Origin of the sequence: Castellaniella sp. S9 (assembly GCF_027257175.1) — a bacterium.
Taxonomy (GTDB): domain Bacteria; phylum Pseudomonadota; class Gammaproteobacteria; order Burkholderiales; family Burkholderiaceae_B; genus Castellaniella.
In genome coordinates, this window is record NZ_JAPFGD010000008.1 from 49793 (window position 1) to 76326 (window position 26534).

The window sequence follows — 26534 nt, forward strand, 5'->3', positions numbered from 1 at the left end:
ATTGAACGAATGATTATCCTTGCGGGTGGGATGGGTTCCCGATGGGATATTGAAAACCTGTCCAGGCTATTCCATTCATTCTTTAAAAAATAGAAAATACTATTATTAATCAATAAATTATATAAATAATCTATAATTTTTATTAAGAGATGAATTCGTCAATCCTCGATAATGATCAGGGTGCCTTCATGGGTATTGAATTGCCATTTTTTCAATATGGAATCATGGATTTTTGATATGGATTAATTCTAATCGTGATTTAAGTATTTACCCTTACAACAAGGCTTCGGATCACGAGGACGCCCAGGGTCCCGAGGGGGCCGGTGAGGCCCGGCCAGCATCCAGCCGTGGCGGCAGCGCAAGCGCGACCCGCGTCCCGCCGGGCAGCGCCTCGATCTGCAGCGCGCCCCCCAGGAGGACCGCCCGCCGGCCCATGTTGCGCACGCCCGCGCCGCCCGCGGCGGTATTCACATAGGGGGCGCCGTCGTTCTCGATGACGATGAGCGCCCCGCCCTGCGGACCGGCGCCGCCGCGCACGGCGATGCGCGAGGCGGGGCCGTGGCGCAAGGCGTTGGTGACCGCTTCCTGCACGATGCGCAGCACGTTCAGCGCGTGCGTCGGAGTCACGCCCGAGACTTCGGGCAAGTGCGCCATCGACCATTGCAGGTCCACGCCCAGGCGCTTGAGCCGGGGTTCGAGCCGTTCGCGCAGGCCCGAGAGCGCGGCCGCGAGTTCGCGGTCGCCGATGTCCAGCGAATGGATCACCAGGCGCAGGTCGTCGAGCGCTTCGCGGGCGGTGCGCTCGATGCCGGCCGGGCAACCGCGCTCGGCCAGCGCGATGATCGAGGCGAGGTGGCCGCTCAGGCCGTCGTGCAGGTCGACCGTGAGCCGGTGGCGCTCCTCGCTGCGGACGCGGCGGGCGGCCTCGCTGCGTTCATCCTCGTAGAGGCGGCGCAGCTCGGCCTCGCGGTCGGCCAGCCGCTGTCTGAGGTGGGCGTTGGCGCCGTCCAGGCGGATCAGGCTCAGGCCCAGGCGGCGCATGAGAATCACCGCGATCGCCACCACCAGCAGCTGCCGGTAGTAGAGCGAGAGAAAGAACGGACCGTCCAGCATGCCGGCGACGATCGCTCCGTCATGCAGGGCGGCCACCGAGAAGACGCACAGGGGCAGCAGGAGCAGCCAGGCTTCCCGCACCTTTTTCACCAGTGCCCCCCAGGCCGAGATGGCGACCGTGATCAGCGGCGAGATCACCATGACGGGCGCCACGACGCCGATCATCAGGGCGGGGGCCGGCACCACGCCGGAGGCCATCGCCAGCAGGCATGCGCCGGGCACGGCCACCACGCAGGCGCGCAGCCAGCCCGGCGGCGCGGTGCCGTTGATCTCCAGCGCAATCACGTGCAGGATGAAGACGCTCGACATGCTGAAGGCGTAGGCATGGGGCAGCCAGTCGAGCACGTCGGGCGCGGCGTCGGCCAGCAGGCCCGCATAAGAGGCCGTGGACACCACGAGCAGCAGGAACAGCCAGCCGTACAGAGGTTCCCGCGGCCGGTAGATCCAGACCATCAGGGTCGCGATGGCCAGCAGCAGCTGGCAGGCCAGCACCATCATGCGCGTATGCTCGAACACCAGGACCCTGAGCCTGTGATAGGGTGCGACTTGCTGCGCCGTGCCCAGGTACAGCGCGGACAGGTAGCCGCGCGCGACGTCCGGCACGTCGAGCTGGACGTCGACCGTGTGGCGGCCGGCCGCCACGTGGCGGCCCGACAGCGGCACCAGTGCCGAGGCGCCCAGCATGATGCCGGGGACCAGGGAATCCGCGCCGGTGTCCAGCACCACGTCGCCGTCCAGCGCGACGACCGCACGATAGCTGAATGTGGGAATGAAGAGGTAGAGCGGCTGCGTGGGCGTCCGGGCCAGCTCGAAATCCATGCGGTAGCGGCCCTGGACGTGGCGGCGGCCCTGCGCGTGAGGCAGATCCACGTCCGCGGGCGCGCCGCCGTTGGCCGTGAACCGGGCCTGGTCGATCACCAGGACATCCCGCGGCGTGGGCAGGTCCAGCCACAGCGGGGTGCTGGCCGCCAGCGCCGCCAGCATGGCGAGGAGCAGGCCCAGCCAGCGCCTATTCACAGCCATATGAGCCCGAGGCGCGAGGCCTCGAACACCGCCTCCGAACGATTGCCGACCTGCAGTTTGCGGTAGATGTTCTTGATGTGCACGGGTACGGTCTGGCGCGACAGGCCGAGCTGTTCAGCCACCTCGGCGTAGGTCAGGCCCTTGGCGATGCCCCACAGGATCTCGGTCTCGCGCGGGGTCAGCACAGCCGCCTCGCGGGATGATGCCTGGACGCCGGCCGGCAAGGCGCCCGTGCCCAGGCGCTGCATCAGGACACGCGCGATCGATGAGGAAATCGGCGAACGCCCGGCGCGCAATTCCTCGATGGCCTCGATCAGGTCGGCGGCGCCGATGTCCTTGAGCAGGTAGCCCGTCGCGCCGGCCTCGATCGCCGCGATCACGACCTCCTTGTCGGCCAGCACCGAGATCACCATGGCTTCGGCTTGCGGGTTCACCGCACGCAGACGGCGGATGGCCTGGATGCCATGGCCGTCCGGCAGGCGCAGGTCCGTGATGAGCAGGTCGACGGGCTCGCTCTGCAGGGCGGCCATCGCGGCGCCCAGTGTGCCGCAGGCCGCGACCAGGCGCCCGCCCGGCCAGTCCGACAGGATCGATTCGAAGCGCAGGCGCAGGGGCTCGTCATCCTCGACCAGCAGCGTGCGGCAGAGCGCGGGACCGCCGCCCCCTCCCGTGTCGGTGCGCCCGCCCTCAGAGGCCATCGGTCTTACCCATTTCATGGTATAGGCCGGCGGCGCCCGGACCTTTAATCTTCGACATTGAATATTTAATCGATTGCCATCGTTTGTTTTAGTTTGTCACGCCGAGGCCGGCTTGTCATCCCGCTCCCGAAGAAAGGAACATTTCATGCCCGAAAGACGTTTGCAGCCCGTGCTCTCGGCGGCTTTGGCGGCGATGACCGTGCTGTTGGCCTCGTGCACCGATACCGACTCGGCCTCGGAACCCATGGCCGCGGCCAAGCCGAACATGCTCTTCATCGTGATCGACGACTTGGGCGTGGACCAGATGACGTCCTATGGCTATGGCGGCAAGCTCCCGGCCCGCATGCCCAACCTCACCGCCATCGCCCGTGCCGGCGTGCAGTTCCGCAATGCCTGGGCCATGCCCGACTGCACCCCCACGCGGGCCACCTTCTTTACCGGACGCTATCCCTCCCAGACCAATATTCTGAATGCGGTGGTGTCGCTGGATCTTGCCAATTCCTCGACGGCGCCCTACGAGGTCACGCTGCCCAAGCTTCTGAAGACCCAGGGCTACACCAGCGCGCTGATCGGCAAGATGCATCTGACGGGCTCCGACCTGGGCGGCGCCTTCAACCTGCCCTATGGCTACGACAGCATGTGGAAGCTGGGCTGGGATTATTTTGATGGCTTCCTGGACGGTGCGCCCTACAACATCGATACCCGGGCGGGCCTGACGACCGCGGGGGCCGACGTCGACAGCGGCCCCTACAAGTGCGGTTTCGTCCCGACGACCCACATCGACGGGGTCAATGGCGCCGATGCCGGCGCCTGCTACCTTGCCGACGGCAGTTGCTCGGAACTCGCCATCGGCGGCGAGATCGTCACGCCGGGCCGCAGTTGCCTGGAGCGTGGCGGCATCCTGGATCCACAGCAGACCTGCCAGGCGGCGGTGCCCGACTATATCGATTTCGACGCGCAGAACGGCTATTACACCGGTCGATGGGTACAAAGCGGACCCAATGGGCAGGGCCGCGTCATTCCGGCGTCCGACCCGTCCTCGCGCGGCTATCGCAGCATCCTGGAAACCGAGCGCGCCCTGGCCTGGGCCCGTCAGCAGCCCTCGGACAAGCCCTGGATGCTGACGGTGGGCTACTCGGCCATTCACACGCCCCTGCAAGTGCCGCCCGTCTCGCTCATCGCCGAGGACACGCCGGGCCGTAACGACAATCTCGTGTGCTCGCCGCGGGCCGACTCGGAAAACACCCCGGCGCTGACGGCATTCACCGATGTGGTCGACAACCGCCTCATCACCAACCTGATGATCGAGGCCATGGACAAGAAGATCGGGGATCTGCTGGTTGGCTTGAACCTGGCCGCGTACAAGGACGATGGCACGCTCGATTATCATCCCGAGCGCACCAATACGGTCGTGGTCGTGATGGGCGACAACGGCACTTATGTGGACAGCGTCAAGCTGACCGAGCCGGGCCGGTTCGATCCCACGCGCGCGAAGGCCACCCCCTACCAGACCGGCGTCTGGGTGCCGCTGCTGGTGGCGGGGCCGATGGTCGCCTCGCCGGGGCGCGAGGTGCCGCACATGGTCGGCTCGGTAGACCTGTACCGCCTGTTCGCCGACATCGCGGGCGCGGATGTCGAAGCCGCCATTCCGGCCGACCGCCCACTGGATGCGCAGCCCATGCTGGCCTATCTGACCAATGCGGGCCAGGCAGGCATCCGCAGCAGCAATTTCACCGAGATGGGCACCAACCTCAGGGCGACGGGTTCCAGCGAAAACGAATCGCCCTGCGTCATCCCGGCGGCGAACAATGTCTGCACGACGCTGTTCCCGCAGAAAGGCGTGTGCCTGACCCAAGGGGGCATCTGGTATGGCGACAACGACACCGCAGGGGAAACCGACGGTGTGCCCGAGGAAGGCTATCACAACTGCTGCCAGGTCCAAGCCTATCGCCTGGCCGATGGGGGTAAAACCACCACCTTCCTGCCGGTCGCCACCAAGGCGGTCACCGACGGCACCTACAAGCTGGTGCGCCAGACCCGCAACGAGTGCGAGCCGGCCATGGGCAGCGCGGGCGATCCCACGGTCTACCGCTACAGCACGACCAGTTTCAGCATTCTGGACGAGTTCTACCGGATCGACGCCGCCAAGCCCAACCCCACGCTGGATAAAGAAAACACCGAACTGGCCCCCATCGCGGCACCGCGGCTGGATGTCACTGCGTTGAACGGCGAGCAGCAGCAGGCGTATGCCAAGCTGGCGGCAGAAATGGACCAGCACGATGCGGTGGCCAGCTACAACCAGGCATACGACAGCGTCAATTGCCCGGGCGACGGCAACCGCGACCTAGTGGTGGATGCCAAGGACTTGGCCAACTGGGAGGAGCTCAGCCGGATCAACGGCGGGCAATCAAGCTGGTACGACTTCAACCACGATGGCAAGACCGACGAGGCCGACCGCCTGATCATCCGGAACAACATGGGCAGGACCTGCCAGGGCGCCTGAATGAACGCTCAGTCCATGGGCATCGACAGGGAGCCGCCGAGCTTGTGCATCCGCAGGGCGATGTGAAGCTCCAGCGTCTTGCTGCCGTTGCGCCAGTTGCCGAGCAATTGATCGATCGTCTCGAGCCGCTGGCGCAGCGTGTTGATGTGGATGCCCAGGACTTTGGCGGCCGGCTTGAAGCTTTGCCCCTCATCCAGGTAGGCCAGCAGCGTGTCGCACAAATTGGCGTTGCGGCGCCGGTCCTGGACGATGAGCTCGCCGATCGTGGCCTGGATGAACGCGTTGAGATCCTTGTCGCTGCGTTGTTCGAACAGCAGTGCATACATCGAGAACAAAGGTTCGGGAACCAGTTCGTTGCTGCGTTTCAGGATCCGCAGCACATCGATGCAGCGCTTGAGCGAGCGGAAGCGCTGCGGCAGCATCTCGATCTGCCTCATCGTGTCCGAATAGACGCCGACGACGTTCAGGCGCGAGCTCCGGACCAGCTTGGACTGGACGGCGGCTTGCGTCTCGTCGGCATGCTGGGCCGCGTAAATGGCGACGATGAGGCCGTCGAGCGCCTCCATCAATACTGAAATCGGCAGGCGCGGCCGCATGCGGCGCAGCGCATACTCCAGGTGGTTGCCTTCGACGTGAAGCACCATCATACGCAGGGGGGCGCCCAGATCCAGCCCCAGCGGTTCCGTCAGGGCCTGCAGCACGCTCAAGGGTTCTTGCTGCCAGGTCACCAGCGAGCGGATCGTGGCCATGCTGCGGCTGCTCAATGCGTGCTTGCTGCGCTCTTCCGAGAGCAGGGCCAGGCCGGCGACCAGCGCGCCGCGTTCGAACGTACGGACCTGGGTGTCGGAGATTGCGCCGCGCGACAGCATCAGCATGGCGCCCAGCAGGCGGTCCGCGCCGGTGATCGCGGCGACCTTGATGATCAGGTCCGGCATCGGCGTGACGGATTGCGATTCGCCGGACGAGCGGCTTTGCGCCACGGCCTTGTGCACGAGGTCCTGCACGTCCGTGGTTTGCAGCAGGTCGGCCAATCGCGGCGCGGGGGCGGCCTGCGGGGCGGATGCGTGATGGGTGAGCTGTTCGGCCTCGTTCAAGAGCGCGATTTCCCCGTCGAGCAGCGAGGCGACCATCTGGAGGATATTGGCGACCGTGCCTCCTCGCGCCGCGAGCTTGGTCATCTGCTCATGGGCCTCGTCGGCGTCGGCGATCTCCGCCGCCTGCCGATGCAGCAGCGCATTGGCTTCGCTGGCCTGCTGGAGGGCGACCTGGGTGTCCTGGAAAAGGCGGGCATTTTCGATGGCGATGGCCGCCTGCGCGGCCAATGTCGACAACATGGAGATTTCCCAGGGTTCGTGGCTGCGCGGCTGCCGGTCGCAGACGCAGAGGATGCCGATGCAATGATTGCCCACCATGAGCGGTGCGCCGAGCAGGGAGCAGACCCCTTCCTCGGTGATCGCCAGATCGATGCCGTTGTCATGCATGAACCCCTGGTCCTGCATGTAGTTGGTGCAGTGGTAGGGGGTCTTGTGCTTGAGGACGTGGCCGCAAATGCCGTGTTCCGGAGGAACGCGCACGTTCCTGAACCGATCGGATGTCGCGCCGTCCGTGGCGCGGATGTAGAAGTCGTTGCGGACGCGATCGTAGTGGGTCAGATAGCCGATGTCGGATGCAAAAATCTGCCGCGCGCGGCGCACGATCGCCTGCAGCACCAGTTCCAGGTCCCTGATGGCGGTGAGGTCCTGCGCCGTCTCGAGGACCGCCAGCAGCCCCTTTTCCCGCTGTAGCTGGATCGTCTGTTGCTTCTGGATGGAGAAGGCCGCCTGGAGGCTCCCGGCCAGCAATTCCCGCTGGCCGGGCTCCAGGGCCATGGCGTCGCCATGCTTCTGCAGCTGCTGCAATTCTTCGGCGCCCGCACCGTCGTGCAGCAAGCCGAGCAGGCTGGCCTGGAACCGGACGGCGTCCATGGCCGGGAGGGCGGGGGACGCGGGGGTGAGGGGTGTGGGCCGATCGCTGGTCATGAGGGTACTGTCATATGACGGGTTCCTCCATATCGTAAACCCCGACGCGGCGAATCAAATGTATAAAAAATATATAAAAGAAAAAATAAATAGATGAATCCTATATTGTTGCCCCAGTGCCTGGGGCGCATCATGTCGATGAATTTCCAATGACAAGGAGACAAAATGAAGACGCTGATACGTACCTTGGCCGCCGTGCTGGGCCTTTGCATGGCCGCCGGGCCGGCCCTGGCCCAGACCGACCGGCCCGCCGAGATCAAGCTCGGCATGAGTACCTTCATGACGGGTTCGGCCGCCGTCCTGGGGGCGCCCGCCAAAGTCGCCGCCGACATGTGGATCGAGGACTTCAATGCCCGCGGCGGCGTCGACGGCGTCAAGCTCAAACAAACCTGGATCGATGAGGGGCAAGGCGCCGATAAATTCCTGACGGAATATCGCCGGCTTGCGCAAGAGCCCGGCGAGAAGGTGATGGTTTCCGCCATCTCCAGCGGATATTGCGGGGCGCTGGCGCCCGTCGCCGAAGACCTCAAGGTCATCAATATTCTATGGGAGTGCTCTTCGGAGAAGGTGCTCGAGGGAAAGAACTACCGCTACGTGTTCAAGACGGACCCCAACGGCACGATGGAGATGGTGGCGGCGGTGCTGCATCTGCTGAAGGTCAAGCCGGATTTCAAGACCCTGGCGGTGGTCAACCAGGATTATGCCTGGGGTCGTGATTCCTGGGATCTGTTCCGCGACGCCTTGCTGGCGCTCAAGCCGGATGTGAAGATCGTTGCGGAGATGTTCCCGAAATTCGGCGCGCCCGATTTTTCCGCGGAAGTCACCCGCCTGCAGGCCTTGAAGCCGGACGTGGTGCTGTCGACCGCATGGGGCGGCGATCTGGACACTTTCCTGCGCCAGGCCTCGCAACGCGGCTTGCTGAAAACCGCGCAGTTCGTGCTGCCTCTGGCCGACTCGTCTCTTGAACGCCTGGGCGATGCGGTGCCGCCCGGCGTCATCGTCGGTTTCGTCGGTGATGGCTATTTTGCCGATCCCGAGTTCGCGGATGACCCGAAAGTCAGGGATTTCGTCAAGAAGTTCAAGGACAAGACGGGCTTTTATCCGGATTTCGGGGTCTATCACATGGTCCAGGCGCTCGAGGCCATCACGCTGGCCTATGACAAAACGCTGAAGGCCAATGCGGGGGCGTGGCCGACGACCGACCAATTGGCGGCCACTTTCCGCACTTTGGAGTACCGGGGCCTGTCGCGGCCGATCCGGATGCGTGAAGACGGCCAGGCGATGCAGGGACAGCTCTATGGCGTCACGTTGAAGCATTCCGACTACCCGTTTCCGCAGGTGGGCGAGCTGATGTTCTATCCCGCCGAACTGGTATCGCCGCCCGTGGGCGGGATCTCGGCGGACTGGGTCAAGACGCTCAAGCCCGAGATCCTGCAAAGCCAGCGGATCCAGCGCGTGGGCAAATAGCCGACTCTCTCGGAACGCCGGACATGAATCTCGATCTATTGCTGCTGGCCGCGGTCGACGGGCTGTCGTATGCAAGCCTGCTGTTCATGATCGCGCTGGGACTGACGCTGATTTGCGGCGTGTTCGGCGTCATCAATGTCGCCCATGGCAGCTTCTATGCGTTCGGCGGCTATAGCGCGGCCACCGTGCTGGCCTGGCTGATGCCCGACGATGCCTCGGTGCCGCTGCTGGTGTGCGCGTTGCTGTGCACGGCAATACTGGTGGGCGGCGCGCTGGGCGCGCTGCTCGAACGGGGCATCATGCGGCGTTTCCAGGATCGCGACCCGGTCTTGCAGTTGCTGGTCACCTTTGCGGTTTTCATGATCCTCGAGAATCTGCAGCGCATGATCTGGGGCAGCACGCCCGTCAATGCGGGCGGGCTGGTCGGCCGCATGGGGACGATCGAGCTGCTGGGCGTGACTTTCATGAAGTACCAGCTGCTGCTGGTGCCGGGCATCGCGCTGGCGTCGTTTTTCGGGCTGCAGTGCCTGCTGCGGTATTCCATCACGGGCCGAAAACTGCTCGCCGTCATCCATCATCGCGAAGTCGCCACCGCGCTGGGTATCGATGCGGCGCGCATGGGCTTGATGACCTTTGCGCTGGGCGGTGCTCTGGGCGCGGTCGGCGGCGCGCTGTCCGTCCCCATGACGACATTCGTGCCGGGGGTGGCCGCCGACATGGTGGTCACGTCCTTTGCCGTCATCGCCACCGCGGGCCTGGGCCAGATCACCGGCGCGCTGGTCGCATCCATCCTGATCGGGCAGGCCCGGGCGCTGGCGGTCTACACCCTGCCGGAGCTCGAGGTGGTCATGCCTTATCTCATGATGGTTCTCGTCCTGCTGATCCGTCCCAGCGGCTTGTTCTCGGTTGCCGAGGCCAGGAGGATCTGATGCGGCATCCGGCGTTCTCCGTGGGCATCGGCTGCGCATCCGCGGCCCTGTTGGCGATGGCATGGATCTGGCCATGGACGCGCATGCCCGTCATCACGTTCCTGTGTTACGGCATGGCGGCGCTCGGCCTGTCGGTGCTGATGCGGGCGGGGCAGGTTTCTTTCGGCCATGCCATGTACGCCTTGATTGCCGGGTACGGCGCGGCATTTACCGTCAGGACATTTCCGGGCACCGATGCGCTGATCGCCCTGGCAGCCGGCGTAGCGAGCGCCGTGATCGTCGGCGTGGTGGTGGCGGCTTTTGTGTCCCGCTATCGGGGAATATTCTTCGGCATGCTCAACCTGGGCATTTCGATGGTGTTCTATTCCCTGGCCGGGAAACTCTACACATGGACCGGCGGAACGGACGGCTTGCGGTTCGAGCGGCCGCCCCTGCTGGGCATGGCGCTGGATCGCGGCGAGTTCGAGTGGGGCATGACGCTGCTGGCGCTCTTGTTGGCCTTGCTGTTGGGTTGGGTCGTGCAGCGCTACTTCAGGTCCTCGGCGGGACAGATCGCGATCGCGATACGCGTCAACGAGACCCGGCTCGAATACATCGGCCTTTCGGCCCGTGCGGCGATGATCGAAGCCTATGTGATCTCGTCCGCGCTGGTGGGTATCGGCGGTGCGCTGCTCGCGCTGGCCCAGGGGCTGATGACGCCTGAAGGCGGCTATTGGCTGCGTTCAGGCGAGTATGTGTTCATCGCCATCCTGGGAGGCGCGGGCCACGCCATCGGCGCGTTCCTCGGCGCGGCGGTATTCGAGCTGATCCTGCTGGTGGGCGCGGCGTACTTCACCGCGATCTGGCAAATGGTGCTGGGCGTCACCTTGCTGATCGTGATTTTCTTTGCCCCTTCGGGGCTGGTCGGGCGGTTTCGTCAATTCCGTCCGGGCAGGGCGGCCGAGGATCAAGAATCATGAACGCCACATCGGGCGAACCGCTGCTGCAAACCTCGGGGCTGACCTTGAGTTTCGGCGCAATCAATGCCGCCGACGGCATCGACTTCATCTTGCGCCAGGGCGAGCACCTGGCCGTGATTGGCGCCAATGGCGCGGGCAAGACCACATTCATCAATATCTGCACGGGCTACATCAAGCCCACCGCCGGCTGCGTGATGTTCGCCGGGCAGGACATCACCCGCAAAGGCCCCAGGCAGATCGCCCGGCTGGGGGTCGGGCGCTCCTTCCAGCTGCCGCAGCTGTTTCTCGAGCACACCGTGCAGGAATGCCTGCAACTGGCGTCGGTGGCGCGCAGCCGCCGAATCTCCCGCTGGATCCCGCTGGCGCGAAACGCCGATGGCCATGCGGTGGCCGACATGCTGGAACTGGTGGACCTGACGTCCTACCGGGACGAGCCGGCGGCGGTCCTGCCCGAGGGCCACCGCAAGCTGCTGGACGTGGCCATCGCCCTGATGCTGGAGCCCCGGCTCATGATCATGGACGAACCGACCAGCGGGGTGGCCTCCGAGGACAAGCACGCGGTGATGCAAACCATCATGGCCGCGCTGAGGCAGCGCCAGGTGACCAGCTGGTTCGTCGAGCACGATGTCGACATCGTATTGGCGTACGCCACGCGTGTCGCGGCATGGATCGACGGGCGGGTGGCCGCGGACGGCGAGCCGCAGGCCGTTTTCAACGATCCGGTCGTTCGTCGCGAAGTCCTGGGAGAGCGCTGAGGTGGGCTTGCATATCGAATCCATGCGCGTGGCCCTGGGTGGCAACGTGGTGCTGCGCGATGTCAGCATCAGCCTGCCGCAGGGCGATACGGTCGCGGTCGTCGGGTGCAACGGCGCGGGCAAGACGACCCTGCTGCGAAGCATCATGGGATTGGTGAAACCGGTGTCGGGCCGTCTGCTGCTCGATGGCCGGAACATCGGCGAGGAACCCGCCTATTTGCGGGCGGCCGCGGGGTTCGGCTATGCACCGGAGGACAGGGTCATTTTCCCCGCCCTGACCGTTGCCCAGAACATTGCCCTGCCTTGCGACGTGCAGGGCGTATCCAGGCGCGAGATTGCGCGGCGGGCGGAGGCGGTGCTTGCCGCGATGCCGCAGCTCAAGCCCATGTTGCAGCGCTCGGGGGCCGCGTTGTCGGGCGGGCAGGGCAAGATGGTCGCACTGGCTCGGGCGCTGATGGTGGGGACCCGCTACGTCTTGCTGGACGAGCCATTCCAGGGCCTGGCGCCCGTATTGGCGCGGCAGTATGGCGATGCGCTCAGGGCCTTGCGCGAGTCTCACCCGCAGCTTTGCGTGGTGATCACCGAGTCCAATGCGTCCTTGTTGGACGGCGTGCAAAGTCTGACGCTGTTTATCGAACGCGGCTATGTCACGGCGGATCGCGCGAGCGCCGGGCATCGCCGGGAAATATCGGGAGAAGGTGAATGAATGCAGCAGAGGCAGGGCTGCCCCTGGGCGACGGCCCGCTCAGAGGATTGGTGGTCGTCGATGTGACGCGCGTGGTGGCGGGGCCTTATTGCACGATGATGCTGGCCGACCTCGGGGCGACGGTGATCAAGGTCGAGAACCCCGCGGAGCCCGACTACGTGAGGACTTTCCCGCCATTCGTGCAGGGGGAAAAGGGCAGGGCGAGCGCTTTTTTCGCTCAGTACAACCGGCATAAGCTCGGCGTCAGCCTGAACCTGAAAACCAGCCGGGGCCAGGCATTGCTGCGCAAGCTGATCGGCAAGGCCGACATGCTCGTCGAGAACTTCCGCCCCGGAACGATGGCGAAATTGGGTCTGGACTACGAGGCGCTGAAAAGCGAAAACCCGCGCCTCGTCTATGTCTCAATCAGCGGATTCGGCCAGACGGGCCCTCATTCGCTGCGCCCCGCCTACGACAACAGCGCGCAGGCGACCGGCGGATTGTGGTCTTTCAACGGGGAAAAGGATCGTCCGCCCGTCCGGGTCGGCACGATCATCGGGGACCTGTCGGCCTCCTTCTATGGGGCGATCGCGGCCCTGGCGGCCGTCATGCACGCCCGGCAGACCGGGGAAGGGCAGCTGGTGGATGTCGCGCAGCAGGATTCCGTGGTGACGCTGACCGAGCACGCCGTGGTCAATTTCACCGTCGATGGCGTCGTTGCGCAGCCTCTGGGAAATGACCATCCCTTCGTGCGCCCCTATGGCCAGCTCGCCTGCAAGGACGGATTCGTATTCTTCGGCGCCTATACGGACAAGTTCTGGCGGGAGGCCTGCAGGATATTCGGCGAGCCCGACCTGGTCGACGATCCGGAGATCGACACCATGGAAAAGCGGTTCGATCCGCAGATATACGAACGCCGCGTCGCGCCGATCGTCCGGCGCTGGTGTGCAGGCCGAACCAAGGCCGAACTCGAGGAAATGGCCGGAGACGCCATTCCTCTGACGCCCATCAAGACCATCGATGAAGTGGTGGGGGATCCGCATCTCCAGGTGCGGGACATGTTCGTTCCCGTGGACATGGACGGCGTGGCGGTGAAGGTCTTCGGCAGCCCGATGAAGCTGTCGAAGACGCCCGTCCGGGCGACGGGGGCGGCGCCGTCCTTCGGCGAACACAATGCGCTGGTGTTCAGCCGCTGGGCGGGCCTGAGCGCCGCGGACCTGGAAAGCCTGTGCGCGGAGGGCGTGATCTGATGAACATCGACTATGAAGTGCGCGAGGGGATTGCGCATGTCCGCTTCAACCGCCCCGAGAAACTCAATGCCCTGACGCTGGCGATGTACGACCAGCTCGCGCACGCTTTTGCGCGGGCCAACGAGGATCCCGAGGTGCGGGTCGTGCTGCTGACCGGCGCGGGGGATCGCGCGTTCTGCGTGGGTGCGGACCTCACGGAATCCATACCGGCGTTGGCCGAGGGGCGATTCGACATTTCGGAATGGGACGGTGCGCATATCAAGCAGCCTGGTTTCTACAAGCCCGTCGTGGCGGCGATCAATGGTTTGTGCATGGGCGGCGGCTTCGAAATCATGCTGGCGGCCGACATCCGGGTCGCCGCCGACACCGCGGTCTTTGCCCTTCCGGAGGCCACGCTGGGCATCGTGCCCGCGGGCGGCACGCTGGTGCGCCTGACGCGCCAGATTCCCTATGCCTATGCCATGGAGCTGATGATGACGGCCGAGCGCTTTTCGGCACGCCGGCTGGCGGACATGGGCTTGCTGAACCGGGTCGTTCCAGCAGCCGAGCTGGCGCGGGCCGCGCTGGCGTATGCCGAAGGTATCGCCCGGAAGGGCAGGGTCGCCCTGTCGGTCATCAAAGAGGCGGCTTCGACGCTGGGGCACCTTTCCCTCCAGGATGCATTCGCGCGCGAGGCGCAATTGGGCCAGCGCGCATTCACCTGCGATGAAGCCAAAGCGGGCCTGCGGCGTTTTCTTGCACGTTGATTCGAGGGCGCTTCCCGCAGGCCGTTCAGATGGGCCCCGGCACGAACCATTTTTTATAAAGGACAAGCATGACTACCCATTCACGGCTTCCCAATTTTCGCAATCTGGCGCCTGCGCAGCGACTGGCGCACGTGGCGCAGGCCTGCGGCCTGGGCGAAGGCGACGTCGCGCTGCTCGAGAAGCCGGGGGCGCTGGAACTGCCGCGGGCCGACGGCATGATCGAGAACGTCATCGCCACCTTCGAACTGCCCATGGGCGTGGCGGGAAACTTCACCGTCAACGGCAAGGACGTGCTCGTGCCCATGGTGGTCGAGGAGCCTTCGATCGTCGCCGCCGCTTCGTTCATGGCCAAGCTGGCCCGCGACTGCGGCGGCTTCGAGACATCCAGCACCGGCCCCATCATGCGGGCGCAGGTGCAGATCCTGGGTGTTGCCGATCCCCATGGGGCCAGGCTGGCCTTGCTCAAGCATCGCGACGAGGTCGTCGCCCTAGCCAATGGCCGCGACAAAGTACTGAACGATCTGGGCGGGGGATGCCGGGACATCGAGGTCCACGTGTTTCCCGATACGCCTCGCGGCCCGATGGTGGTCATGCATCTGATCGTGGACGTGCGCGACGCCATGGGCGCCAATACCGTGAACACCATGGCCGAGTCCGTCTCGCCCCTGGTGGAAAAGCTGACCGGCGGGCAGGTGCGCCTGCGCATTCTCTCCAATCTGGCGGATCTGCGCCTGGCGCGTGCGCGTGTGCGCTTGACGCCCGAGGTTCTCGAGACCCGGGAACGCAGCGGGTCCGAGGTCATCGAAGGGGTGATCGACGCCTATACCTTCGCCGCGGTGGATCCCTACCGGGCCGCTACGCACAACAAGGGCATCATGAACGGCATCGACCCGATCATCGTGGCGACCGGCAATGATTGGCGTGCGGTCGAAGCCGGGGCGCATGCCTGGGCATGCCGGAATGGGCGCTACACCTCACTGAGCACATGGGAAAAGGATATCGGCGGCGCCCTGGTCGGGACCCTCGAGATGCCGATGCCCGTGGGCCTGGTCGGCGGCGCCACCAAGACGCACCCCCTGGCCCGCATTGCCCTGAAGATCATGGGGGTGGACACGGCGCAGGAACTGGGCGAGGTGGCGGTCGCGGTCGGCCTGGCTCAGAATCTGGGCGCCTTGCGCGCCCTGGCCACCGAAGGCATACAGCGCGGACACATGGCCTTGCATGCCCGCAACATCGCCATGGGCGCCGGTGCGGTGGGGGGCGAGATCGACGCTATCGCGAGGCAGCTGGCCGCCGACCACGACGTGCGCACCGACCGTGCCGTGGAGCTGCTGCAAGCGCTGCGCGCGGCAGGCGGCTAGTCGGCCGGCGCCGCATCCACCAGGACCAGTTCGGCGTCCTCGAGGGCGGTGACCCGTATGGCGTCCTCGCCATGAATGGCGGCGCCGTCGCGTGCCTGCAGGGCCAGGCCGTTGACCTCGACGCGACCCGTGGCCGGCACTAGATAGCCATAGCGCCGAGGGTCCGAGAATCGATACTCGACGGTTTCCCCGGCCTCGAGCGTGGCGCCCAGTACCCGCGCATCCGTCCGGATGGGCAGCGCGTCCCCATCGCCCTCGATGCCGCTGGCCAGGGTGACGAACTTGCCGGAGCGCCCATGCTTGGGAAAGGGCTTGGAACCCCAGGACGGCGGCTGGCCCCCGCGGTCCGGCATGATCCAGATCTGAAAGATGCGGGTCGAGCCGGGCTCGAGGTTGTACTCGGAATGCCGGATGCCCGTCCCGGCGCTCATGACCTGGACGTCGCCGGCCACCGTGCGCCCCCTGTTGCCGAGATTGTCCTCATGGGTGATGGCTCCCTCGCGGACATAGGTGATGATTTCCATGTCGGCGTGGGGATGGGGCGGAAAGCCCGAGCCGGCCTGGATGGTGTCGTCGTTCCAGACGCGCAGCGTGCCCCACTGCATGCGCCGGGGGTCGAAGTATCCGGCGAAGGAAAAATGATGCTTCGCGTCGAGCCAGCCGTGGTTGGCGCCTCCAAGCGAGTTGAATGGGCGGTGTTCGATCATGACATCCTCATCAGCGTCGAATTGCAATGGCTTCAGTCTATGCCCCCTGGCCCTGGGTGAGAATGGCAGAAATGGAATGTCTTGGTTTCCGTTTTGCGGCTGGCCGCCGGGCGACCCCGATTCGGCTAGACAGTTGAAGCTTCAAAAATTGAAACGCATCGACTGTGCCCCTATGATGTCGATATCCACACCCTCTGTCGCATCCGATGAAAAAACTGCCGGACTTCGAAGCCTGGGCCATCTTCGCCAAAGTGGCTGAAACAGGTTCTTTCGCACGCGCCGCGGCAGAGGTCTCGTTGTCCCAGGCCACGGTGTCCAAGGCGATCGGACGCTTGGAGGCCCGCCTGAACACCACGCTTTTCCAGCGCACCTCGCGCAGCATGTCCTTGACCGAAAGCGGCCACCTGGCGCTTGAACGCGCCACACGCATTCTGGAGGACGGGGAGGCCGTCGAGGCCGAGATCACCGAGCAATCCAGCAGCCTGCGCGGCATCATCCGCGTGTCGGCGCCGATGTCGTTCGGGTTGAGCCGCCTCGCGCCCATCGTGCCCGGCTTCCTGGCCCTGCATCCCGAGGTGGAACTGGACCTGCAGTTCGACGACAAGCAGGCCGACCTGATCGCGGAACGCTACGACCTGGCCTTGCGCATCGCCAACCTCGTGGACTCGTCCCTGCTGGCCCGCCGTTTGTGCGGGGTGCGGATCCTGCTGGTCGGTTCGCCGGCCTATTTCCAGAAATACGGGAAACCGCGCCATCCCCGTGAACTCGCCAATCACAAGGCCTTGAAATACGCCTACTCGCGCGCAGGCGCGAGCTGGCGGTTTCGCCACAAGAAAGAGGGCGAGTTCACACAGGTCATGCCGGCCCAGATGCATTCCAATAACGCCGAGGCGCTGACGCCGGCCTTGCTGGCGGGCCTGGGCCTGGCGCTCCAACCGGAATTCCTGGTCTGGGAACATCTGCGCGCGGGCGTATTGGAGACGGCGATGGAGGCCTGGGAGGTCGAACCCATCGCGCTGCACATCGTGACGCCGCCGGGCCGCCGGCGGCCCGCCCGCGTGCAGGCCTTCATGGACTACGTCGCGGACAGCCTGGCAGGGGAGCCGTGGGCGGGCAGTGCAGACGCCGAATTTAAGCATGAGTATTAAGCAAACAGGGCACTAGTATTCCACAATGATTTGTCGGCCGGCGAGCGGGACGCTTCGCGGCCGGTGTGCAATTTTCATAAAAAGTTCCTCAGGGATATCCTTGATCGAAAAATTGTAAGCATGGCGCTTTTGCCTGAAATGCGCTCTGTACAATAAATCAGCCCCTTTTAAAAGGAACACCAGAACGGCATTGTTTGAATATCGATGGTCACGGTTTTTTCACTTAGTGAATTGACGGGTCATACAGATTACTGTCGTCAGTTTCATATAAGGGCAATTCAGCACCATAAGGAGGAAAAACATGTCCAACGAAATGATGAACAGTTGGGGCCAATATCGACCCACGAAAACAGTGTGGTTTTGGTCTTGCGTGGGCGCGGCGGCCTTGACGATGGCGGTCGGGTTCGGCGCAGGCGGGTGGGTCACTGGGGCAACGGCGGCTGAACAGGTCGCGTCTTCCACCGATCAGGCGGTCGCCACCCTGGCCGCTAATATCTGCGCAAATCGATTTCTGGCCGCGCCGGATTCACAGTATCAATTGACTCAGCTCAAAGAGGTCGACACCTGGAAACAGGACACCTTCATCGAGGAAGGCGGCTGGGTGACGTTTGCCAATATGGAGGAACCCGTCGATGGCGCCGCCGACCTGTGCGTCGACAAGATTCTGGCAGGCAACACGGCCACCGTAGATAATGGCGCATAAGGCAGGCGGGTTTGCTTCCGCATTCCGCAAGCCATCTCGCGCTGGGCCAAGCGCTGCGCACGCGGAACCTTGCATCACGCTTGCCCACATGACAGTGGGCTGATGCAGCCGCGCGTTCAAGGATTTTTCGGGGTGCCCGGCGTCAGGCCAATGCGTCGATGACGGCTTGCGGGTTGCGCTCGATCACGTTGAGCAGCACCAGCGCCGGCGCTTTGGGGTCAGCCGGCCGGGTGGGCCTTAATCTTGCCGCCCAGGGCCAGCGAAGCCCGCAAGGTGTCGTTGATACGAGTCTGCCAGCCGTCGCCACTGGCGCGCAGCGCGGCCAGCACGTCGGCATCCAGGCGCAGCTTCACCGCTTCTTTCGTCACGGCCTGGGTGCTGCCCACGGGGCGCCCCCGGCGCTTGGCGATCTGCTCCGGCGTATGCACCTGGGCGAACTTGCCCGCCTTGGCCTCGGCTAGCGATTCGCGCAGCCCAGGTAGCGCCTGGCCGGCATCGGCCTCGATGGCCTTTGCCACCTTGTCCATGTCCAGTTTCTTCAGGGTCTTCATGGTCAGCTCCGCTTGATGTCCTTGGTCTTCACGTTGGTGCGCACAGCCTTGGCATACACCATCACCAGTCGGGGATTACGTCACCGGCCTCTGGGTTCTCGGCGATCCAGTCGATGAAAGCGTGGCGCTCGCTTTCACCCCAAACTTCGTTGGCTTGCTTTTGGAAGATGAGGGTTTCAACGACGGTTCGCATGATTAAATGTACCCCCAATTAAATTGCTTTTCAAGGGGCTTTACAGGGAGGTGGCCGTCTTTATGGAACGTCCCGAACCGTCCTGAACCACTACTCAATATTCTGCGCCTGCTCGCGCATCTGCTCGATCAGCAGCTTCAGGTCGATGGCCGCCTGGGTGACCGACAGCGCCGCGGATTTCGAGCCCAGCGTATTGGCCTCGCGGTTCATTTCCTGGAACAGGAAGTCGAGGCGCTTGCCGCGGCTGCCCTTGGGCGGCGGTTGCCGCTTGCCGGCGGCGCCCGGGTCGCCCAGGATGTGCTGCAGCTCGGCCAGGTGCGAGCGCAGGCGGGCGATTTCCTCGGCCACGTCCACGCGCAGGCCGAACAGCCCCGCCTCCTGGGCGATGCGCGCCGAGAGCTCGGCGCCGCCGATCTGGGCGAAGCCCTCGGGGCTGGCGGCCTCGAGCGCCTCGCGCAGGCGCTGGGCCACGCGGGCCTGCTGGCTGTCGATCAAGGCGGGCAGGTCGGCTTCGACCTGCTCCACGATGACGGCGATCTCGCGTGCCGTCTGCAGCATGGCGTCGGCCAGGCGCCCGCCCTCGCGTGCGCGCGCCGCGGTAAATTCGTCGAGCGCCTGCGTCATCGCGCGTTCGCACAGCGGCAGCCAGGTCTCGGCATCCAGCGCCGTGCGTTCGCCGCCGCCCAGCAGCTCGGCCAGCGTCGGCGCCGGGACGTCTGGGATGAGGGCGCGCGCCGCATGCAGTTGCGCGGCCAGGGCGCGCAGGGCGTCGGGGTCGATGCTGCGCGGCGCATCGCCGGCGGCCATCGCGTAGCTGACGCGAACCTCGATCTTGCCGCGCTGCGCATACCGGCCCACCAGCTCCCGGAGGCGGGACTCGGCGAAGCGCAAGTCGTCGGGCAGGCGCAGATTGAGGTCCAGGTAGCGGTTGTTGACGCTGCGGATCTCGATGCCGATGGCGCCGGGCTCGGATTCCAGGCGTGCCGCGCCGAAGGCCGTCATGCTGCGGATCATGGGACGTTCCGTGTTTATCTACAATATGGGCGTATTGTAGTCTCGAACATCGGCAAGCCCGCTTGCCTCACCCACGGAATCTTTGATGACTCAACATCCATCCGCCGGCGCGCGCCCGTCCGGCCGCGCCCCCGACGAACTGCGCAAGGTGCGCCTGCTGACCGGGTATACCCGATACGCCGAGGGTTCGGTGCTGGCTTGCATGGGCGACACCCAGGTCTTGTGCAACGCCAGTGTGCTGGACAAGGTCCCGCCCTTCCTCAAGGGCGCAGGGCGCGGCTGGGTTACGGCCGAGTACGGCATGCTGCCGCGGGCCACACACACGCGCGGCGAGCGCGAGGCCGCGCGCGGCAAGCAAAGCGGCCGCACCCAGGAGATCCAGCGCCTCATCGGCCGCAGCCTGCGCGCCGTCTTCGACCTGCATGCCCTGGGCGAGCGCACCATCCACCTGGATTGCGACGTGCTGCAGGCCGACGGCGGCACGCGCTGCGCCGGCATCACCGGCGCCTGGGTCGCCGCCGCCCTGGCGGTGCGCGGCCTGCAGCGCCGCGGCCTGCTGGCGGGCGATCCGCTGCTCGGGCAGGTGGCCGCCGTTTCGGTCGGCATCGTCGGCGGCCGCCCGGTGCTGGATCTGGACTATCCCGAGGATTCGGCCTGCGACACCGACATGAACGTGGTCATGACCGATGCCGGCCGCTATGTCGAGGTGCAGGGTACGGCCGAGGGCGGCAGTTTCGGCCGTCCGGAGCTGGATGCCTTGCTGGATCTGGCCGGCGCGGGGATCGCCCGCCTGGGCGCCCTGCAGGCCCGTGCCCTCGAGGAGGCGACAGTATGACGATGCGGGTCGTGCTGGCCTCGAACAATCCCGGCAAGCTGAAGGAATTTTCCGCGATCCTGGGCGCGGCGGGCATCGAAATGGTGCCGCAGGGCGACCTGGGGGTGCCCGAGGCGGACGAGCCCCACGGCACCTTCATCGAAAACGCACTGGCCAAGGCGCGCCACGCCAGCCGTCTGACCGGCCTGCCGGCCTTGGCCGACGACTCGGGGTTGTGCGTGCGCGCGCTGGGCGGCGCGCCCGGTGTGTATTCGGCGCGCTATGCCAGTCGGCGGGGCGGTCCGCGCGGCGACCAGGCCAACAACGCGCAGCTGGTCGCGGACATGGCGGGACGCGAGGATCGGCGGGCCTGCTATGTGGCGGTACTGGCCTATTTGCGCTCGGCCGAGGATCCGCGTCCTGTGGTGGTCGAAGGCGCCTGGGACGGCGAGGTGCTGGATCAGCCGCGAGGCGCCAATGGTTTTGGCTACGACCCGTATTTTTATCTGCCAGACTTGGGCCTGACGGCGGCCGAGCTGCCGCCGGCCCGCAAGAACACCCTCAGCCACCGCGCCCGCGCCCTGCGCGGCCTGCTCCAGGCCCTGCAGGGCGCGGTGCGCTGAAACCAAGCGAACGACACCCTTGAAGAAACTCGTCCCAGTCCCGATGCCCGAGCGCGATGACGGTCGCCCGGGCGTACGCGGCAAGCCCGGGCTTGTCGCCCTCCCACCCCTGTCGCTGTACGTGCACGTGCCGTGGTGCGTACGCAAATGCCCGTATTGCGACTTCAATTCGCACGAGCGCACCGAAGGGGCCCCCGAGGAGGATTACCTGGCCGCCCTGGCGGCGGATCTCGAGCAGGCCGTCCCCTCGGTCTGGGGACGGACCGTGTCCACGGTGTTCATCGGCGGCGGCACGCCCAGCCTGCTGTCCGCCGAGACGGTGGACCGGATGATGGCCTTGTTTCGCGCATGCCTGAACCTGGCGCCGGATGCGGAAGTGACCCTGGAGGCCAATCCGGGCACCGCCGAGGCGGACCGTTTCGAGGGCTATGCGCGCGCCGGCGTCAACCGGATCTCGCTCGGGATCCAGAGCTTCGATGATCGCGCGCTCGAGGCCTTGGGCCGCATCCACGACGGCGCGCAGGCGCGGCGCGCCATCGGGATGGCCCAGCATGCGGTCGAGCGCGTGAACCTGGACCTGATGTATGCGCTGCCGGGGCAGACTCTGGAGGCGTGCGAGCGCGACCTGCGCGAGGCCATGTCCTACGGCACCGGCCATCTGTCGCTCTATCACCTGACCATGGAGCCCAACACCGTCTTTGCAAAGTACCCGCCCAAGGTGCCCGACGATGACGCCAGCGCCGCCATGCAGGACCGCATCGTCGAGCTGACCGCGGCCGCCGGCTGGGAGCGCTACGAAGTCTCGGCCTATGCCCGCCCGGGGCAGGCCTGCCAGCACAACCTGAATTACTGGCGTTTCGGGGATTACCTGGGCATCGGCCCCGGCGCGCATTCCAAGCTGTCGTTCCAGGATCGCATCCTGCGCCAGGCGCGTTCGCGCATGCCCGACTCCTGGATGCGCCAGGCCTTGGCGCGCGACGGCAGCCACATCGCCGAGGAAAGAGTCCTCGGGGCAGCCGACCTGGGGTTCGAATTCATGCTCAATGCGCTGCGCCTCAGGGACGGTGTCGAGGGCGGCCTGTTCATCGAACGCACGGGCTTGTCCTTGATGTCGATCCTGCCGGCGATGCGGCACGCCGCCGAGCGCGGCCTGCTGGAACCGGGGCTCGAGCAGATCCGCGCCACCCCGCTGGGCTGGCGATTCCTGAATGAGTTGCAGATGGAGTTCCTGGCGGAATAGATGTTTTTCCTGTCCGGAGTGCACTGAAATAGGGCATGCACGCCCTATAATTTGCACTCTTATGGTGCGACATGGCGTCAGGTTCGCCGATGGGTCGTTTTGCCGCCCTCCAGCACGCCCAAAAACTTGGCACGCTTGTTGCTTTACGCGTTGTAAGCCATCGGCTTTTCCCTCAATCGAACTGTGCTAGACAGGAGCTCTCATGTCCACCAACGAAGAAGTCATCAAGATGATCGCGGAGCGCGAAGTGGCTTTCGTCGATTTTCGCTATACCGACACGCTGGGCCGCGAACATCACCTGACCACCCCGGCGCACGTCGTGGACGAGGACAAGATGGAGGCCGGCGTGGCCTTCGACGGCTCGTCGCTGCCGGGCTGGAAGGGCATCGAAGCTTCGGACATGCTGCTGATCCCGGACCCGACCACGGCCCGCATGGACCCGTTTCGGGAGGAGGCTACGCTGATCCTGACCTGCGACGTGGTCGAGCCGTCCGACCTCAAGGGCTATGACCGCGATCCGCGCTCGCTCGCCCGGCGCGCCGAGGCCTATCTGAAGTCCAGCGGCCTGGGCGACACCGCGTATTTCGGTCCGGAGCCCGAGTTCTTCGTGTTCGACAGCATCAGCTGGAATGCCGACATGTCGGGCTGCTTCGTCAAGATCCGCTCCGAGGAGGGCGCCTGGTCCAGCGCGGACGACGCCAACGGCACCAATCTGGGGCATCGGCCCGGCATCAAGGGCGGCTACGTGCCGGTGCCCCCGGTCGATTCCTTCCACGACATGCGCTCGGAAATGTGCCTGCTGATGGAGCAGCTCGGCGTGCCGGTCGAGGTCCATCACCACGAGGTGGCGACGGCCGGGCAGCTCGAGATCGGCACGCGCTTCAGCACCCTGGTGCAGCGCGCCGACTGGAACCAGGTCATGAAGTACGTCATCCACAATGTGGCCCACGTCTATGGCAAGACCGCGACCTTCATGCCCAAGCCCATCGTGGGCGACAACGGCTCGGGCATGCACGTGCACCAGTCGATCTGGAAGGACGGCCAGAACCTGTTCGCCGGCAACGGCTATGGCGGCCTGTCGGAGTTCGCGCTGTACTACATCGGCGGCATCATCAAGCACGCGCGCGCCCTGAACGCCATCACCAATCCCTCGACGAATTCCTACAAGCGCCTGGTGCCGCACTACGAGGCGCCGGTCAAGCTCGCGTACTCGGCGCGCAACCGCTCGGCCTCCATCCGCATTCCGTACGTCGGCAATCCCAAGGCCCGCCGCGTCGAGGCGCGCTTCCCCGATCCCCTGGCCAACCCCTACCTGGCCTTTTCGGCCCTGATGATGGCCGGCCTGGACGGCGTGCAGAACAAAATCCATCCGGGCGATCCGGCGGACAAGAACCTGTACGACCTGCCGCCCGAGGAGGATGCCAAGATCCCCACGGTCTGCGCCTCGCTGGAACAGGCCCTCGAGGCCCTGGACGGCGATCGCGAGTTCCTGACGCGCGGCGGCGTGTTCAGCAATGACCTGATCGACGCCTACCTTGGCCTGAAGGCCAACGAGCTGGACCGCCTGCGCGTGACGCCGCATCCCGTGGAGTTCGACATGTACTACAGCCTGTAGCCGGCGGGCTGCGCCATGGACCCCGCCGGCTACGACCTGCTGAAGACCGCGGTCCTGCTGCTGGACGGGGACCGGCGGGTCCGCCATGCCAACACGGCCGCGGAGGAATATTTCGGCCTGTCGCGCCGTCAGCTCGAAGGCATGGACGCCGACCCGCTCATCGGCATGGTCCAGAGCGTCGTCAAGGTGCCGCTGCGCGCGGCGCCGTGGGCCTGGCTGTACGAGATCCCCGTGCGGGCGACCTTGCTGGACGACCGGCAGCACGCCCATGCCGAGCAGACCGCGCAGCGCGAATCGCTGCGCAATCTTGCGCACGAGATCCGCAATCCGCTCAGCGGCCTGCGCGCCGCGGCGCAATTGCTCGAGGGCGAACTCGAGGATCCGGGGCTGCGGGACTATACCGGCGTCATCATCGCCGAGGCCGACCGCCTGGTGGACCTGGTCGAGCGCCTGGTGTCCTCGCAGCGGCAGGGGCTGGAGATCCGGTGCTTCAATATTCACGAGGTCTGCGAGCGGGTCTACACGCTGCTGGCCGCCGAGTATGGCCGGCGAATCGAGATCGTGCGCGACTACGACGCCTCGGCGCCCGAGTTGCGGGGCGATTTCTCGCGCATCCTTCAGGCCTTGTTGAACGTGGCGCGCAACGCGGGCCAGGCCTTGACCGAGAACCCCGGGCTCCAGGCCCCACGGTTGATCCTGCGCACGCGCGTCGGCCACCAGTTGGTGCTGCTGCGCCGACAGGTGCGCATGGGCCTGGTGCTGTCCGTCATCGACAACGGCCCCGGCGTGCCCGATGCGCTGCGCGACAAGATCTTCCATCCCCTGTTGACGGGGCGGGCCCAGGGCTCGGGACTGGGCCTGAGCCTCGCCCAGGAATTCATGCAGCAGCACGGCGGCCTGGTCGAGTTCGACTCGCGGCCCGGCCATACCGAGTTCCGCCTCATCCTGCCCATGGAGCCGCTATGAATCCCGTGTGGATCGTCGACGACGAAAAGACCATGCGCTGGGTGCTGGAGAAGGCCCTCGACAAGGAAGGGCTGCCGGTGCGGGGTTTTTCGGACGGCGTGGCCGCGCTGGACGCGTTCGACGCGGGCGAGCGGCCGTCGGTGGTCCTCACCGATGTGCGCATGCCGGGCCGCGACGGCTTGAGTCTGATGGCCGAGATCAAGGCGCGCGCGCCGGACATTCCCGTCATCGTCATGACGGCGTTCACCGATCTGGACACGACCGTGGCGGCCTTCCAGCACGGCGCATTCGACTACCTGGCCAAGCCCTTCGACGTCGAGGCCGCGGTGCTCACCATCCGCCGTGCCGCGCGCGAGCAATCCGATGCCGGGCCCTTGGCGGGCGAGGCGGCGCGCGGCATGCTGATGCCCTCGCATGCGCCGGCGATGCAGGAGGTCTTTCGCGCCATGGGGCGCCTGGCGGCCTCCAAGGCGACGGTGCTGATCACCGGCGAATCCGGCACCGGCAAGGAACTCATTGCGCGCGCCCTGCACCAGCACAGCCGGCGTGCGGCCGGGCCCTTCATTGCCGTCAACGCGGCGGCGATCCCGCGTGACCTGCTGGAAGCCGAATTGTTCGGGCACGAGCGCGGCGCCTTCACCGGCGCGGTGCAGACGCGTCGCGGGCGCTTCGAGGAGGCGCGCGGCGGCACGCTGTTCCTGGACGAGATCGGTGACATGCCGGCCGAGTTGCAGACCCGCCTGTTGCGGGTTCTGGCCGAGGGCAGTTTCTATCGGGTCGGCGGCACCCAGGCCCTGGCCGTGGACGTACGCGTGGTGGCGGCCACCCATCAGCCGCTCGAGCGGCGCGTCGCGCAGGGTCTGTTTCGCGAGGACCTGTTTCATCGGCTGAACGTGATTCGCCTGCGCCTGCCGCCGCTGCGCGAGCGCCGCGAGGACATCGCCGCCCTGGCCGCGCATTTCCTGCGCACCAGCGCCGCCGAGCTCGGGGTGCCGGCGCGCACCCTCGGTCCCGACGCGCTGGCGACGCTCGAGCGTTTCGATTATCCCGGCAATATCCGCCAGCTCGAGAACATTTGCCAGTGGCTGACGGTGATGGCGCCCAGCCAGACGGTCGAGCGGCACGACCTGCCGCCCGAGGTCCTGGAGGCCGCGCCGGCGACCGCGGCCGAGGCCGGTGCGGGCCGCGCCGGAACCGACCCGTCGGAGGGGCGGCAGGGGCCCGGATGGGCGGCCGCCCTGGCCGAGGACGCGCGCCGCCGTCTGGGACGCCAGGAGCCTTGTGTGATGGACACGCTGGCGGCGGACTTCGAACGCGCGGTGATCGGCGCCGCCCTGGCCTATAGCGGCGGCCGGCGCGGCGAGGCGGCCCGGCGCCTGGGCATTGGCCGCAATACGCTGGCGCGCAAGTGCCGGGAACTGGGGCTGGATGCGGGCGGCGGGGAGGCGTGAGG

General features: G+C 65.8%; 24 protein-coding genes and 1 pseudogene. 17 read left to right on the forward strand and 8 right to left on the reverse strand.

From position 1 onward, the window contains the following. Positions 1-291 precede the first annotated feature (291 nt). Together OOZ48_RS13660 and OOZ48_RS13665 are read right to left on the reverse strand one after the other, a co-directional pair. Positions 292-2136 carry a sensor histidine kinase gene (locus tag OOZ48_RS13660; protein ID WP_269499239.1) on the reverse strand — a complete coding sequence of 615 codons (1845 nt, stop codon included), beginning with the start codon at positions 2134-2136 and terminating at the stop codon, positions 292-294. Next, positions 2127-2852: a response regulator gene (locus tag OOZ48_RS13665; protein ID WP_269499240.1), complete on the reverse strand. Its 726-nt coding sequence runs from the start codon at positions 2850-2852 to the stop codon at positions 2127-2129. Before OOZ48_RS13665 ends, OOZ48_RS13660 begins: the two co-directional genes overlap by 10 nt. A 127-nt stretch (positions 2853-2979) precedes the next feature. Here OOZ48_RS13665 and OOZ48_RS13670 point away from each other — a divergent pair, with 127 nt between their 5' ends. Continuing rightward, a complete protein-coding gene (locus OOZ48_RS13670; RefSeq protein ID WP_269499242.1) occupies positions 2980-5337 on the forward strand; it encodes a sulfatase family protein in 2358 nt (785 codons plus the stop codon). A gap of 8 nt (positions 5338-5345) precedes the next feature. Here the strand turns inward: OOZ48_RS13670 and OOZ48_RS13675 are convergent, their stop codons facing one another. Beyond that, a complete protein-coding gene (locus OOZ48_RS13675) occupies positions 5346-7355 on the reverse strand; it encodes a helix-turn-helix domain-containing protein (protein WP_269499244.1) in 2010 nt (669 codons plus the stop codon). Between the two features lie 165 nt (positions 7356-7520). On the opposite strand from OOZ48_RS13675, the gene OOZ48_RS13680 reads away from it, so the two are divergent. The 8 genes from OOZ48_RS13680 to OOZ48_RS13715 all read left to right on the forward strand — a co-directional run bounded on the left by OOZ48_RS13680 (position 7521) and on the right by OOZ48_RS13715 (position 15507). After that, a complete protein-coding gene (locus tag OOZ48_RS13680) occupies positions 7521-8822 on the forward strand; it encodes an ABC transporter substrate-binding protein (protein ID WP_269499246.1) in 1302 nt (433 codons plus the stop codon). 23 nt (positions 8823-8845) lie between these two features. After that, positions 8846-9751 (forward strand): branched-chain amino acid ABC transporter permease, encoded by a 906-nt coding sequence (locus OOZ48_RS13685; protein WP_269499248.1) that lies wholly within the window; start codon positions 8846-8848, stop codon positions 9749-9751. After that, positions 9751-10710: a branched-chain amino acid ABC transporter permease gene (locus OOZ48_RS13690; RefSeq protein ID WP_269499250.1), complete on the forward strand. Its 960-nt coding sequence runs from the start codon at positions 9751-9753 to the stop codon at positions 10708-10710. Before OOZ48_RS13685 ends, OOZ48_RS13690 begins: the two co-directional genes overlap by 1 nt. Beyond that, positions 10707-11465: an ABC transporter ATP-binding protein gene (locus OOZ48_RS13695; protein WP_269499252.1), complete on the forward strand. Its 759-nt coding sequence runs from the start codon at positions 10707-10709 to the stop codon at positions 11463-11465. The genes OOZ48_RS13690 and OOZ48_RS13695 overlap by 4 nt, the downstream gene beginning before the upstream one ends. Before the next feature lie 7 nt (positions 11466-11472). Beyond that, positions 11473-12171 (forward strand): ABC transporter ATP-binding protein, encoded by a 699-nt coding sequence (locus OOZ48_RS13700; RefSeq protein ID WP_269499254.1) that lies wholly within the window; start codon positions 11473-11475, stop codon positions 12169-12171. Next, complete coding sequence (locus OOZ48_RS13705) at positions 12168-13400, forward strand: CaiB/BaiF CoA transferase family protein (RefSeq protein WP_269499257.1); 1233 nt, start codon at positions 12168-12170, stop codon at positions 13398-13400. Before OOZ48_RS13700 ends, OOZ48_RS13705 begins: the two co-directional genes overlap by 4 nt. Continuing rightward, positions 13400-14146: an enoyl-CoA hydratase/isomerase family protein gene (locus OOZ48_RS13710; RefSeq protein ID WP_269499258.1), complete on the forward strand. Its 747-nt coding sequence runs from the start codon at positions 13400-13402 to the stop codon at positions 14144-14146. Before OOZ48_RS13705 ends, OOZ48_RS13710 begins: the two co-directional genes overlap by 1 nt. 68 nt (positions 14147-14214) lie before the next feature. Further along, complete coding sequence (locus OOZ48_RS13715) at positions 14215-15507, forward strand: hydroxymethylglutaryl-CoA reductase, degradative (protein ID WP_269499260.1); 1293 nt, start codon at positions 14215-14217, stop codon at positions 15505-15507. Here the strand turns inward: OOZ48_RS13715 and OOZ48_RS13720 are convergent. Then, the gene (locus tag OOZ48_RS13720) at positions 15504-16214 is read right to left on the reverse strand and encodes a pirin family protein (RefSeq protein WP_269499261.1); all 711 of its coding nucleotides are present in this window, start codon (positions 16212-16214) and stop codon (positions 15504-15506) included. The genes OOZ48_RS13715 and OOZ48_RS13720 overlap by 4 nt on opposite strands. A gap of 206 nt (positions 16215-16420) precedes the next feature. Between OOZ48_RS13720 and OOZ48_RS13725 the strand changes: the two genes are divergently transcribed. Both OOZ48_RS13725 and OOZ48_RS13730 read left to right on the forward strand, forming a co-directional pair. Beyond that, positions 16421-17362 carry a LysR family transcriptional regulator gene (locus OOZ48_RS13725; protein ID WP_269499263.1) on the forward strand — a complete coding sequence of 314 codons (942 nt, stop codon included), beginning with the start codon at positions 16421-16423 and terminating at the stop codon, positions 17360-17362. Between the two features lie 301 nt (positions 17363-17663). Then, positions 17664-18065, forward strand: a complete 402-nt coding sequence (locus OOZ48_RS13730; RefSeq protein ID WP_269499265.1) for a hypothetical protein — start codon at positions 17664-17666, stop codon at positions 18063-18065. A gap of 142 nt (positions 18066-18207) precedes the next feature. Here the strand turns inward: OOZ48_RS13730 and OOZ48_RS18480 are convergent. The 4 genes and pseudogenes from OOZ48_RS18480 to OOZ48_RS13745 form a co-directional block, all read right to left on the reverse strand. Next, positions 18208-18282, reverse strand: a pseudogene (locus tag OOZ48_RS18480) (transcriptional regulator); the annotation flags it as partial. A 1-nt stretch (position 18283) separates the two neighbouring features. Continuing rightward, positions 18284-18616: a BrnA antitoxin family protein gene (locus OOZ48_RS13735; RefSeq protein ID WP_269499268.1), complete on the reverse strand. Its 333-nt coding sequence runs from the start codon at positions 18614-18616 to the stop codon at positions 18284-18286. Between the two features lie 61 nt (positions 18617-18677). After that, entirely contained in the window at positions 18678-18809 is a 132-nt protein-coding gene (locus OOZ48_RS13740; RefSeq protein WP_269499270.1) for a hypothetical protein, read from the reverse strand. A 90-nt stretch (positions 18810-18899) separates the two neighbouring features. After that, positions 18900-19823 carry a YicC/YloC family endoribonuclease gene (locus OOZ48_RS13745; RefSeq protein ID WP_269499272.1) on the reverse strand — a complete coding sequence of 308 codons (924 nt, stop codon included), beginning with the start codon at positions 19821-19823 and terminating at the stop codon, positions 18900-18902. An 85-nt stretch (positions 19824-19908) separates the two neighbouring features. On the opposite strand from OOZ48_RS13745, the gene rph reads away from it, so the two are divergent. The 6 genes from rph (at position 19909) to ntrC (ending at position 26532) form a co-directional block, all read left to right on the forward strand. Next, positions 19909-20658 (forward strand): ribonuclease PH, encoded by a 750-nt coding sequence (gene rph / locus OOZ48_RS13750; RefSeq protein WP_269499274.1) that lies wholly within the window; start codon positions 19909-19911, stop codon positions 20656-20658. Next, a complete protein-coding gene (gene rdgB, locus OOZ48_RS13755; protein ID WP_269499276.1) occupies positions 20655-21260 on the forward strand; it encodes an RdgB/HAM1 family non-canonical purine NTP pyrophosphatase in 606 nt (201 codons plus the stop codon). The genes rph and rdgB overlap by 4 nt, the downstream gene beginning before the upstream one ends. Before the next feature lie 43 nt (positions 21261-21303). Continuing rightward, positions 21304-22500, forward strand: coding sequence for a radical SAM family heme chaperone HemW (gene hemW / locus OOZ48_RS13760; protein WP_269499556.1), 1197 nt, complete (start codon positions 21304-21306; stop codon positions 22498-22500). A 202-nt stretch (positions 22501-22702) separates the two neighbouring features. After that, on the forward strand, positions 22703-24115 hold the full coding sequence (gene glnA / locus OOZ48_RS13765) for a type I glutamate--ammonia ligase (RefSeq protein ID WP_269499279.1): 1413 nt from the start codon (positions 22703-22705) through the stop codon (positions 24113-24115). 15 nt (positions 24116-24130) lie between these two features. Continuing rightward, positions 24131-25081, forward strand: a complete 951-nt coding sequence (glnL, locus tag OOZ48_RS13770) for a nitrogen regulation protein NR(II) (RefSeq protein ID WP_269499281.1) — start codon at positions 24131-24133, stop codon at positions 25079-25081. Further along, positions 25078-26532 (forward strand): nitrogen regulation protein NR(I), encoded by a 1455-nt coding sequence (gene ntrC, locus OOZ48_RS13775; RefSeq protein ID WP_269499283.1) that lies wholly within the window; start codon positions 25078-25080, stop codon positions 26530-26532. The genes glnL and ntrC overlap by 4 nt, the downstream gene beginning before the upstream one ends. The last annotated feature ends 2 nt before the right edge of the window (positions 26533-26534 follow it).

Coding starts and splice junctions, on each gene's coding strand:
- OOZ48_RS13660 (WP_269499239.1), bottom strand. CDS start 2,136: ATGGCTGTGAATAGGCGCTGGCTGGGCCTGCTCCTCGCCATGCTGGCG.
- OOZ48_RS13665 (WP_269499240.1), bottom strand. CDS start 2,852: ATGAAATGGGTAAGACCGATGGCCTCTGAGGGCGGGCGCACCGACACG.
- OOZ48_RS13670 (WP_269499242.1), top strand. CDS start 2,980: ATGCCCGAAAGACGTTTGCAGCCCGTGCTCTCGGCGGCTTTGGCGGCG.
- OOZ48_RS13675 (WP_269499244.1), bottom strand. CDS start 7,355: ATGACCAGCGATCGGCCCACACCCCTCACCCCCGCGTCCCCCGCCCTC.
- OOZ48_RS13680 (WP_269499246.1), top strand. CDS start 7,521: ATGAAGACGCTGATACGTACCTTGGCCGCCGTGCTGGGCCTTTGCATG.
- OOZ48_RS13685 (WP_269499248.1), top strand. CDS start 8,846: ATGAATCTCGATCTATTGCTGCTGGCCGCGGTCGACGGGCTGTCGTAT.
- OOZ48_RS13690 (WP_269499250.1), top strand. CDS start 9,751: ATGCGGCATCCGGCGTTCTCCGTGGGCATCGGCTGCGCATCCGCGGCC.
- OOZ48_RS13695 (WP_269499252.1), top strand. CDS start 10,707: ATGAACGCCACATCGGGCGAACCGCTGCTGCAAACCTCGGGGCTGACC.
- OOZ48_RS13705 (WP_269499257.1), top strand. CDS start 12,168: ATGAATGCAGCAGAGGCAGGGCTGCCCCTGGGCGACGGCCCGCTCAGA.
- OOZ48_RS13710 (WP_269499258.1), top strand. CDS start 13,400: ATGAACATCGACTATGAAGTGCGCGAGGGGATTGCGCATGTCCGCTTC.
- OOZ48_RS13715 (WP_269499260.1), top strand. CDS start 14,215: ATGACTACCCATTCACGGCTTCCCAATTTTCGCAATCTGGCGCCTGCG.
- OOZ48_RS13720 (WP_269499261.1), bottom strand. CDS start 16,214: ATGATCGAACACCGCCCATTCAACTCGCTTGGAGGCGCCAACCACGGC.
- OOZ48_RS13725 (WP_269499263.1), top strand. CDS start 16,421: ATGAAAAAACTGCCGGACTTCGAAGCCTGGGCCATCTTCGCCAAAGTG.
- OOZ48_RS13730 (WP_269499265.1), top strand. CDS start 17,664: ATGTCCAACGAAATGATGAACAGTTGGGGCCAATATCGACCCACGAAA.
- OOZ48_RS13735 (WP_269499268.1), bottom strand. CDS start 18,616: ATGAAGACCCTGAAGAAACTGGACATGGACAAGGTGGCAAAGGCCATC.
- OOZ48_RS13740 (WP_269499270.1), bottom strand. CDS start 18,809: ATGCGAACCGTCGTTGAAACCCTCATCTTCCAAAAGCAAGCCAACGAA.
- OOZ48_RS13745 (WP_269499272.1), bottom strand. CDS start 19,823: ATGATCCGCAGCATGACGGCCTTCGGCGCGGCACGCCTGGAATCCGAG.
- rph (WP_269499274.1), top strand. CDS start 19,909: ATGACTCAACATCCATCCGCCGGCGCGCGCCCGTCCGGCCGCGCCCCC.
- rdgB (WP_269499276.1), top strand. CDS start 20,655: ATGACGATGCGGGTCGTGCTGGCCTCGAACAATCCCGGCAAGCTGAAG.
- hemW (WP_269499556.1), top strand. CDS start 21,304: ATGCCCGAGCGCGATGACGGTCGCCCGGGCGTACGCGGCAAGCCCGGG.
- glnA (WP_269499279.1), top strand. CDS start 22,703: ATGTCCACCAACGAAGAAGTCATCAAGATGATCGCGGAGCGCGAAGTG.
- glnL (WP_269499281.1), top strand. CDS start 24,131: ATGGACCCCGCCGGCTACGACCTGCTGAAGACCGCGGTCCTGCTGCTG.
- ntrC (WP_269499283.1), top strand. CDS start 25,078: ATGAATCCCGTGTGGATCGTCGACGACGAAAAGACCATGCGCTGGGTG.